The organism is Bacteroidales bacterium, from assembly GCA_013141385.1.
In the GTDB taxonomy this organism is placed as follows: Bacteria; Bacteroidota; Bacteroidia; order Bacteroidales; family Tenuifilaceae; genus UBA8529.
The window spans coordinates 35815-46822 of the sequence record JABFRB010000033.1 but is presented as its reverse complement, the minus strand read 5'-3'; the positions used below and the strand labels follow the sequence as shown (position 1 = coordinate 46822).

Here is an 11008-nt window from a genome sequence, read left to right as displayed (position 1 = left end):
ACGATCCGAACTTCTTCAACCAACTCCTTGAAGAACGGCAATCCATCATGTACACTCCCGTTAAAGGGGTGAAAGGTCAAGCGGAATCCATAAAATACTTCGACAAGGCTGCTGCGGATCTATTCTCTACCGTTGTGTCTAGGGTACGTCAACCCATTGAGTCTTTCTTCAACTGGCTAGAGGAGAAGACTGGCATTCAAAGAGCGTCTAAAGTTCGATCGACAAACGGCTTGCTGGTTCATGTATTTGGTAGGCTAGCCGTTGCATTTATGTGCCTTTTTTTCAACCCTTAATTCGCATTACTATGGAGAAAGTAACTGTAGACGCTGAAACAAGTATAGAACTGCAAGAAAATACTTCATGTAATATCATCAGGCTTATAAAAGGTACAAGCGGACATGTTTTTGCATCATCATCATTATACATTCACGATAAAAATGCAAATCTCAATATTCTATTCGATACGAGTTTTCCATATAACTCAAAGAATCTACTAGACGCACTAAAGAAGTTGGAGATTGAACCGGATCAGATTAATTATATTATTCTATCTCACTGGCATTTCGATCACTGCGGATCAATAAATTTCTTTAAGAATGCAACAATAATCATGTCATATGAGACCTATCGTTCAATTGACTATTTTGATCAGGCAATAAAATATTCATTATCACAAGAAAAACCGATTGATTCTCTTACAAACATCTTGTTTCAAAAGATGAACGATCATAAAAGAAAAGCTGAATTTGAACCCACAATAAATGATAACTATAAATATTTTGATAATTATTCAAAAGTACGCGCAATTGCCAATATTATTATAAACAATAATAATATGTACTCACAAATAATTGATAAAGTTAATCAAGGCAAATTTTTAATAATTGAAAATAAAACCAAGAATTTATCTTCGAATTTAATTCTTTACAATTTAAATTTACATACTGAAGGCGATCTTATTCTGGAAATACAAAACAAGAATTTTTCCTCGTTTTGCGTAGGTGATATCTTAGAAGATAATAATTCAGAATCCTATGATAGTTTAATTAAAGACCGATTCATTTCAGATAATGACAATCAATTGATTAAGCATATTTTTAAACCAGGAAATATAATTATTAAAGGACATGGGAATGACTGCTTCATTAATGAAATGAAAAGAATATGCAACATATAAATCACAAACTAGATATAAATCAAGATGCCCGCTATTCGAGTTGAAAATATTCATAAATCATTCAAGAAAATCAAAATTTTACACGGAATATCATTTACCATAGAAAAAGGTACTGTGTTTGGTTTGCTTGGACCAAATGGAATGGGAAAATCTACACTAATTTATATTATGTGTGGATTAATGAAGCCTAATCAAGGAGAGGTTTACTTTAATTCGCTAAGCATTAAAAAAAATCGAAGAAAAATTATGCAAACCACTGGAGTTCAACTTCAGGAAAGCAATTTTTTCGAAAATCTTACGGTAAGCGAATCTATTGATTATATTAAGTCCTTATACCCCAAAACAGATGTTGATATTAACGAATTAATTGACATTCTTGAATTAAACAGCAAAAAGAGTACATTAATAAAGAACCTTTCTGGGGGACAAAAACAGAAACTTTATCTTATTATGTGTATAATGAATGACCCCGAAATATTGATATTGGATGAACCAACAACTGGACTTGATATTCAATCAAGAAGAAATGTCTGGCAATTAATCAAGCAAGATAAAGCTAAAAAAAAGACAATACTCATTACTACCCACTATATCGATGAAGCCGAAGCGTTGTGCGATGAAATAGCATTTATAGATTCGGGTCGGATTATTGCACATAATACCTTAGCCGGTTTCATGAAAAAATATGAAAACACTAAGGTTGTAGAGTTTATTATTGATAATGACATAGATATTCTAACAATTAAAAAAACACCCGGATATATTGATAATATTCGAATAAACTCAACCCTAATTATTTATATTGAAGATAAGAAGGAATATTTGGAGAAATTTATAGTTGAACTTCCTGAAATACTTAATTTACAGGTTAAGGACATAACCGTTAGGAAAGCAAATCTAGAAGATGTCTATTTAAACCTTACTGGTAAAAAATTTGATTAATTAAACAATGAATATACTTAAACTATTTAAATATAATCTGTTACTTTTTGTTAGGGAAAAACAAAATTTATTACTACTAACCCTCTTTCCCGTAATTATTTATCTAATCATTGGTGAATCATTTCGCTATTTGGTTCCGGCGATAATGAGTGGTGAAAACATAGTGATTATTTCAGAAGATGAACTTCCCACTGATTATAAGTCATATCTCAGCAGTAATTTTTCAATAAAATCATTCGAAACAGCACCCAAGAACAAAAATAATGTAGATGATATATACTATATATCAAAACAAATTAAAAAAGGATTTCAGGTTATAAATATAAACTATAAAAAGGATTATATTGATCTTAAACTTTATACGGTTAAAGGCTACGAGTTTATTTTTAATCCTTTAATCCAAAAAATAAATTTACAGGTTTCGACTTATAAAAAACAGGAAATGAGATTTAAGGAAGAAACCTTAAAAATTAAAATACCAAATTTTGCAATTTTTATCTTTCCAGGAATAATAATAATGTCAATTCTAAATACCTGTCTGTTTGGTATTGGAACCGAACTTGCTAACTTCAGGGAAAAAGGCATATTAAAGCGACTATTTATAACCCCAATACGTATTGATACATTTTTAACAAGTTATCTACTAAGCAGGTTTTTATTAATTATTCTACAGGTATTACTTATTTTCGTGGTAAATAAGTTTTTATTTAAAACGGGGCTAGCAGATATAAATATTTACTCTTTATGCTTAATGCTATTCTTGACTACTATTTTAGCAACACTAATGGGATTTTTGATCTTTAGTATTTCAAACTCTTTTAGTAGTGCTGTGAGTCTTTCGAATTACATAAGCATGCCAATGTTATTTTTCAGCGGGGCGTTTTTCCCTGTTGATAGTTCTCCAATATTTAGTAAACTATCATTAATTATTCCAATAACACCAACTGTTAACTTACTACGTTCCATTATGATTTATAATGATTCTTTTGGATCGTATGTGGGGCAATTTGCCCTAATAGTTTTCTGGATTTGCCTATTTTCAATCATATCATTATATAGTTGGAAAATTAAAAACAAACAATTAATATAAATTTTGTTATTTATAAATATAAAATGGAACCGAAAAGATTTGTGCTTGATTCGTTATATAAAACTCACCAAGCTTGGTTTGACTGTCATGTAACATCAATTAGAGACGTATTACATTATTATGGAACAAATATATCGCCCTATATGTGTTTTGGAATTGGGGGTGGAATAAATTTTAATTACATACCAGTTAATGTCACAGTTAAATGCAATAATCCTCCGGTAAAACTACCTTTTTGGGTTATTATGGGCTCAAACGTTACCTATGTAGATATTTGTCATGAATTTAATATCACGCCGCATGTCTACCGGTTCACAAATAAAGATGTAGCTTGGGAGCAAACAAAAAAATTTATTGATAACAAACAGCCTGTTTTAATAGATGTTGTAGATCTATTCCTATATAAGAAAGAAATTGGCCCCTTAAATGACATGCCTTTTCTTAAGAATCTATTTGATCAAATACAAGTTCCTGAATTTATAGATTTTATCACTTCTGGCTCAAAAAACCTAGTAATCGGATATGATGATATTAAGGAATCAGCAATAATAATTTATACCATTTTTTTAGCACCAATTGAAATACCAATCTCCCTCTTAAAGAAACTACGAAGTGAGGAGAAAGCTTGTCCTCCAGTATTTAATGAAACGGTTGTTTTTGATGTTCCCGAAAAATCTTTACCAATTGATTATCTCATAACTAAAGGAATAACCAAATGCTGCTTGCGTATGATGGATAACAATATGTATACACAGGATACTGATGGGCGAAAGTATAGCCAAGGTCTAAAAGGCATAAAACAGTTTTTTAGCGATTTGGAAACCATGTCAGATATAATCCCGGATAAGGATATGTTAAAAAAGACCTTTTTTGTATCCTCAATGCTATCACGCGGGTTTGCAAACAGATGGGGAGCATATCGATTTCCTTTTGGAAAATTCCTACAAGAATCAGCCAAGATAAATGGCAACAAAACTTTTAATTCAATAGGCGCTAATTATTTGGGATTGTCTGAAAAGTGGACATTACTTATGGACATAATTGGAGCAAAGGTCTTAGCTGAAAATTTTGATTTTGTAAATGATTCAGACACAAAAAAATTACTACAAAACATTATTGATGAGGAAGAAAGAAACATTTCTCTATTATACAAAGAAATACAATAGATGCTAAATGATATGAATAATTTAAATAAAATAGAAAAATGCCTTATTGGTTCATATTCATGTCCTGATATTGGAGCAATATATGATTATACAAGTTACTATTTAAAACTAGTGCCAGACATTGATAAAATAGAACTATCAGAATCAATGATCTTTGGTCTTGGTTGTGGATTATCATTTAACTTTGAGCAAACTAATGAATCCACCTTTAGAATTAGTACAGTTAATAATATATTTTTCAAAGACTTACTTGCTCACTTGAATATTAAAGCATGGTATAAAACAGAACCTGATCCTGAACTTTTTTTGCAATATATCGGTGATTTATTATTGAAATCTCAACCAATTGTAACCTTTAATTTGAAGGCTTTTGATTCATATTATGAACATCTCCCTATTCTACTTTATAGTTGCAATAATGAGAAGAATTCATTTAATGCATACGATTACTATTCCAATAAACATGTAAGTATTGGAGCTAAAGAACTAATTAAAGCATGCGATTTTTCTAAAACAAACGCTTCTCTTAGTAACTTTTGGTTTGATATTGCTTTACCTGAAAAAATATTTCCATTAGAAAAGTGCATAAAATGGGCTATCGTTAAAAACGTACAATCTATGCTTTATACTCCAGGAAATACGAGAGGTTTGGCTGGTTTAAAAGCATTCATTTCATTTCTGAAAAATATAAATAAATATCCAACAGAGGAATTTCAAAGTTTTATTGTGCATATTAAATCAGTAATTAAAAGAAATGATAACTCTTCAGTTGCAAATAGAGGCTTGTTTATTGATTTTCTCATACAATCAAAAGAAATTCTTAAGACCAACGAAATTAATAGTGTTATAGAAGACTTCAATAAGTCGCAACTGGAATGGGAATCTTTGTATAATTCAATTTTAGATATTGAGAAAAATTACACGCAAGATATAAGTAAAAAACTAGAAAAGGCATGCAAACATTGTGAAGCCATTATTGAAATTGAAGAGAAGGCTTTAAATATACTAGGAGGTATAATGCTATCCTAAAAAATCATGGAATTTACAGTTAATCCTAATCAAAACTCAATTGATTATCCGTTGGAAATTAAAAATTTTAACATTTACAAGATTATCAATCAAAGATACCCTTTCATTTTTGTTGATAAGGTATTAGACTTTGAAAAGGGCAAAAGCATTCATGGAATAAAAAATATTACACAAACTTGTCCTTATTATCTAACAGAAACAGGAACATTACCACTATTCGTCATTATTGAATTAATGGGACAGTTATCAGAGGTGCTACTACGTTTGTCTTTTGATCTGGCAGAAAGAAGAGGATTTTTAGCAGGGGTTCAGGGTTTTGAAATAAACAATAGCTATACACCTTATGATAATTTGAGCATCAAGAATGAAATGCTTATCAATACAACTGATATGTATAAAACAAAGTCAACAATTTTTACTAATAATCACCTTCTGTGCCAAGGAGTATTTATTCATGTTTTTAGAAAATAAATTTAAGTATGAAACCCAAAATCTCAGTAATTATTTCAACATTTAATAAACTTGATCGATTGATGATCACCATGTTCTGTCTGGGTTATCAAAATCTTGATAAATCCTTATTTGAAGTAATAGTAATTAATGATGGTTCAAATGATGGAACTAAAGAATTTCTTGATAGCACCAAGTTTAATTTTAATGTTCAGGTTCATCATCAGGAAAACAAAGGCCAAGCGTTTGCCCGTAACAAAGGTATAGAAATGTCTAATGGCAGTATTATAGTTTTTATTGATGACGATCTGATTGCAATTCCTGATTTTCTTGAATATCATTTAAAAGAGCATGAACAGGATAGTAATTGCGTTATTCTCGGAAGAATTTACAGAATAAATGTGGAAGATTTTAAAATTGTTACCAATCCAATTTATGCAAATTTCGAATCGGGTATGCAAAGTATTAAAACATACATAAAAAAAGATTTGTATCTGGATATGGTGGAACGAGTATTTGATAAAACTCTGAATAACATCGCATGGATTTGCTTTACAGGAGGAAATTCTTCAATAAGTAAAGAAAATTTGGTCAATGCAAGGGGATTCGATGCTAATTTTTATAGATGGGGACCCGAAGATATCGAATTGGGATACCGTATTTATAAAAACAAGTACGAATTCAAATATTGTCCTCACATCATTAATTACCACCTCGATGTTGAGAAAAACAGAAACCAAATGTTATCGGATACAGCACGAAATCTTAAATACTTGCAAAAAAAATATCCAGGAAACGAAGAAATATTAGGTTATATAAATTTTACCAGCGGTGGTGCTAGTTTAGAAGAATTTAGCTACAAAATGGCAGGAAAACTTTTTGAGGCTGAAAAACACCCAAATCAGTTTAAATTTCAACCCTTTGACTATATAAACTTAAAATCGGGGAAATTATGATAACGCTGAATAATACTGTAATTGGCAATGATAGTGTTATTTTCAATTTCATTATTAATAATAGAAGGCAATTAAATGATATACAATTGCTTTATAAATTTAGTAATAATGGAAGTTTATCCGAAACAAAAAAAATTACAGAATTTAATAACAATACCTTTAGTTTAACAATCCAACTAAAAGAAGAACTATTACCAGAAAAATCAAAAATTGAAATTGAATTTTCAAAAGATAATGAGAATGGCATTTTAGGGTCTTGGACATATAATAAAACTGGATTCGAAGCAGATAAATATATTGCCTCCTACCCAAGTAGAATGATAGGGCTTTCGCTTACAAACAACTGCAATTTAAAATGTAGCATGTGTTGGCAACGCGATAAATCAGCCATACACTATTTATCTGTTGATTCTATTAAAAAAATTGTTGATTCTATATCTATTTTTGGAAGACCACCAGTATATCTCTGGGGAGGAGAGCCTCTTCTTCATCCCAATATTTGGGAAATCATACAATACTTAAAGTCAAAGAATTTTTTTACAATTATTAATACCAATGGCTATCTTTTAAATGATAACATAAAGGCTATTCTGGACAATAAAGTTGATATGCTTATTATATCAATTGATGGTTTGGAAGAAACTCATAATACCGTCCGAGGAAATAATAAAGCGTTCTCCAAACTTATTAGTGCAATAAAAGAACTTCAAAAGATTAAAACACGAAGGCCAATTCTTACAATTAATTGTGTTATAAACGAAAATAATTACAATAAACTTACCGACCTTGTTGCATTAAAGAAAGAATTAAAAGCAGAATTTCTTGAGTTTCAATTTATGATGTTTTTTTCTGAAAAAGAAAAAGATGGCTACAAACAAATGCTCAATAAATTATTTAATGCAAAATCGACTTCAATCGATTACTATCCCGAAAATCAGGATAAAACTGACATGAATGTATTATTATCACAAATTAATACAATTAAAAAAGAAAATGATCCTAACATTCGATTCTTTCCATATCCAGTTAATACAGATGAAAAAGTTAGGGAATATTATTCAAATCCGAATCGAATAGGAATTAATAAATGCAAAAACATTGAAAATTCTATTTGGGTTGAATCTAACGGTGATATTGTACCTTGCTCCTGTTTTCCAGATTATACAATTGGAAATATCAACCAACAAGGTGTTTTTGATATTTGGAATAATCAAAAATTCCTTGATTTTAGAGAAAAATTAGACACAGCGTTATTCCCCATTTGCCGAAGATGCTGTGACTTATATAAAACAGACTTTTTTCAAAGCAAATAAAATCATTGTCAATTAAGTAACAAATCCATTATTCACTTTATTGATTAAGGTTTCTCTCGTAAAGGGAACAATGGTTTTATTAAATATATCATTTACAGAGCATTAATGTTAATAACTATATTATTAGATAATTATTCCATTTGCTCACAAAAGATCTTTATAATAATATCTGAATAAAACAATAAAAAACATGAATCTTGCCGGTAGACCTAACCTTCAGACACTTATACCTGCAAAAAGGGTGCTTGTTTTGGCACCTCACATGGACGATGAAATAATTGGATGTGGAGGGACTATTTATAAGTATGCCAAAAATAATATTCCAGTAAGCGTTGTATATACAACATTAAGCAATAAGGATCTCTTCAATAGAATTCCAGCAAGCGAGCTTAATAAAATTCGAGTTGAGGAAGCAAAAAGGTCTTCGAAAATTCTTGGCATTCAAAATTCTTATTACCTAAATAACGATGATAGTAGTGATGAACAATGGCACTATGACACAAGTGATATTTTGTCAATATTAAATAGTGAAAAGCCGGATCTCGTTTTATTGCCGTTTTATTCGGACTCACATAACGATCATATCAAGACCAATTATTTATTTAAAAATTGTGTTTTGAATGGATTTTCATCAAATGTAGCGGCCTATGAGGTATGGTCTCCAATGATTATGCCATCAATAATAATAAATATTACACAAGAAATGGAGCTTAAATTGATGGCTATAAGGGAGCATAAATCCCAACTTAAGTATCTTAATTATGATAGAATGTGCATAGGCCTCAATCAATATAGATCTGTTTTTTACCCATTCCCGGGAATAAACTTTGCTGAAGCTTTTTACTGTGATACAGCAGAATCATATGTTAATAAGTTTGATTTTGCAAAAGAAAAAGTTCATTCTATCTAGGTTCAAAACTGATATTTCTATTCTGTCTTTTTATTTCTTACAAAAAAAATATCAATCTAAATCGAATGTTTTTTTTAATCATATTTCACTCGGGTTTTTAAATTTATTAAAACATAATTATAATGGAAACAAAAAAAGTAGTTATTACAGGTATCGGAATTGCATCTTCAATAGGAATTGGAACAAAGAATTTTATTAGTGCATCAAAAAATGGTGTTGCAAAAATTGATGAAAAAGAATTAAACAACATTGCTTCAGACTATTTTGGGGCAAATATTATTCGCCGAATGGATTCTTTATCCAAATATGGAATACTCTCCTCAAAATTTGCTTATGATGATGCAAATCTCTCCTCCTTAAAGGATGTTGAAATTGGCGGTATTTTTTCTACTGTATGGGGCCCTTTTAACCGAACATATGATTACTATAAAAATGTGCTAAAAAGCGGGGTGGCAGGAACCTCACCATTATTATTCCCATCTACAGTTACAAATGCTGTAGTAGGTAGAATTGCAAAGCAATTGGACTTAAAGGGAGTTAGCAGCATGCTAGTTGGCACCTGTCCAATAAATTATGCTTATAATTTAATACTTGACGGGAAAGCAGACATTGTGCTTGCAGGAGGCATTGATGATGTAACAGAACATATATCATTATACCAAAACGAAACCACAAATCAGGATACACCATCCATTGAAGGAGGCTTTGTTGTTGTTCTTGAAGAAAAACAAAATGCATTAAGAAGAGGTGCATTTATATACGCTGAAATTGATAATTCAAAAACTGGGAATCTATTACTCCAGAATTATCAGCAAAAAAGGGATGTCAACAAACAAGTAGTTAAAAGAATTATAAAAGATGTAATTAATGGAACTGCATCTAATACAGCCCTATTGTCATCCTCAGTTCAAGAAATACTTGTCGATGCCGATTTAAAAACTTTAGAAAAGGAATGTTTTGAGGAATTGACCTGTAAGGTGATGTACCCTGATGATAATATCCGAAATAAATTTATTTTACCTTTTGGAGCCATCTCTGCTGTAAATACAATAATATCTTGCTTATTAATTCAAGACACCAAACCTGAATTAAATGAAATAGCATCTAAAAATATAATGTTGCCTGATTCGAAAGTTTTAATAAACTCATATTTTTATAAAGGTGGTGTTTCTTCAATCTTATTATCTAAAGCTAAAGTTTAACATTTATTCGTATGGAAACCAAACTGGCACTTATAACTGGTGGTTCGCGGGGCATTGGAAGAGAGCTATGTCTAAAGTTTGCTCAAAAAGGTTATGACATTGCTTTCTGTTATAGAACGAGTGATGAAAAGGCACAGGAAGTTGAGTCGGAGGTTATTAAAACAGGTGTGTCCTGTTTAAAATATAAATGCGATGTGCGAATCCTATCCGAAGTTAGTGAAATGGTGCGCGATATATTTGAAAAAAAACAAACCATAAATGTTCTAGTCAATAATGCAGGGATCTTAAAAGTTGGTGCTTTTGCTGGCATGCAAAAGCAGGATTGGGAAGATATGTTTGAAACAAATCTTTACGGTGCTTTTAATTTGTCAAAAACCTGCATCCCTTATTTGATGAAAAAGAAGGGAAATTCAATAATAAATGTCAGTTCATTTATGGCAATTCGCCCCTTAGGTCCGGCCCAAGCGATATATGCCGCATCAAAAGCTGCACTAATTGGTTTTACTCGTACATTATCAAAAGAATTAGCACCCGCTGGCATAAGAGTAAATGTGGTAGCGCCTGGCTTAATTGACACAGATATGTTAAAACCAATAGACGAAAAAACATTAAAATCCATGGTAGTAAATACTACCTCTAAACGACTTGGAACTCCAAAGGAAATTGCAGATAACATTGTTTATTTGACTTCAGATGAAGCACAATTCATAAATGGTCAAACTATTGTAATTGACGGAGGAGGAGTAACTTATCAATTTTAATAAAACAAAAGT

At 30.7% G+C, this 11008-nt stretch carries 12 protein-coding genes; all 12 read left to right on the top strand.

Annotation, left to right across the window (positions count from 1 at the left end; translation table 11 throughout):
* Positions 1 to 47: 47 nt before the first annotated feature.
* The 12 genes from HOO91_17380 (at position 48) to HOO91_17325 (ending at position 10996) form a co-directional block, all read left to right on the top strand.
* Positions 48 to 293: a transposase gene (locus HOO91_17380; GenBank protein ID NOU19332.1), complete on the top strand. Its 246-nt coding sequence runs from the start codon at positions 48 to 50 to the stop codon at positions 291 to 293.
* An 11-nt stretch (positions 294 to 304) separates the two neighbouring features.
* On the top strand, positions 305 to 1177 hold the full coding sequence (locus HOO91_17375; GenBank protein NOU19331.1) for an MBL fold metallo-hydrolase: 873 nt from the start codon (positions 305 to 307) through the stop codon (positions 1175 to 1177).
* Between the two features lie 24 nt (positions 1178 to 1201).
* Positions 1202 to 2119, top strand: a complete 918-nt coding sequence (locus tag HOO91_17370) for an ABC transporter ATP-binding protein (protein NOU19330.1) — start codon at positions 1202 to 1204, stop codon at positions 2117 to 2119.
* 7 nt (positions 2120 to 2126) lie between these two features.
* Positions 2127 to 3209: an ABC transporter permease gene (locus HOO91_17365; protein NOU19329.1), complete on the top strand. Its 1083-nt coding sequence runs from the start codon at positions 2127 to 2129 to the stop codon at positions 3207 to 3209.
* A 23-nt stretch (positions 3210 to 3232) separates the two neighbouring features.
* Positions 3233 to 4375, top strand: a complete 1143-nt coding sequence (locus tag HOO91_17360) for a DUF4872 domain-containing protein (GenBank protein ID NOU19328.1) — start codon at positions 3233 to 3235, stop codon at positions 4373 to 4375.
* A 12-nt stretch (positions 4376 to 4387) separates the two neighbouring features.
* Entirely contained in the window at positions 4388 to 5404 is a 1017-nt protein-coding gene (locus HOO91_17355; protein ID NOU19327.1) for a DUF4872 domain-containing protein, read from the top strand.
* Between the two features lie 6 nt (positions 5405 to 5410).
* Positions 5411 to 5875 (top strand): hypothetical protein, encoded by a 465-nt coding sequence (locus HOO91_17350; protein ID NOU19326.1) that lies wholly within the window; start codon positions 5411 to 5413, stop codon positions 5873 to 5875.
* Between the two features lie 8 nt (positions 5876 to 5883).
* A complete protein-coding gene (locus HOO91_17345) occupies positions 5884 to 6810 on the top strand; it encodes a glycosyltransferase family 2 protein (GenBank protein ID NOU19325.1) in 927 nt (308 codons plus the stop codon).
* Complete coding sequence (locus HOO91_17340; protein ID NOU19324.1) at positions 6807 to 8123, top strand: radical SAM protein; 1317 nt, start codon at positions 6807 to 6809, stop codon at positions 8121 to 8123. Before HOO91_17345 ends, HOO91_17340 begins: the two co-directional genes overlap by 4 nt.
* A gap of 190 nt (positions 8124 to 8313) precedes the next feature.
* Positions 8314 to 9033 carry a hypothetical protein gene (locus tag HOO91_17335; protein ID NOU19323.1) on the top strand — a complete coding sequence of 240 codons (720 nt, stop codon included), beginning with the start codon at positions 8314 to 8316 and terminating at the stop codon, positions 9031 to 9033.
* 122 nt (positions 9034 to 9155) lie between these two features.
* Positions 9156 to 10235 carry a hypothetical protein gene (locus HOO91_17330; GenBank protein NOU19322.1) on the top strand — a complete coding sequence of 360 codons (1080 nt, stop codon included), beginning with the start codon at positions 9156 to 9158 and terminating at the stop codon, positions 10233 to 10235.
* Positions 10236 to 10246: 11 nt separating this feature from the next.
* A complete protein-coding gene (locus HOO91_17325) occupies positions 10247 to 10996 on the top strand; it encodes a 3-oxoacyl-ACP reductase FabG (protein NOU19321.1) in 750 nt (249 codons plus the stop codon).
* Positions 10997 to 11008 lie beyond the last annotated feature (12 nt).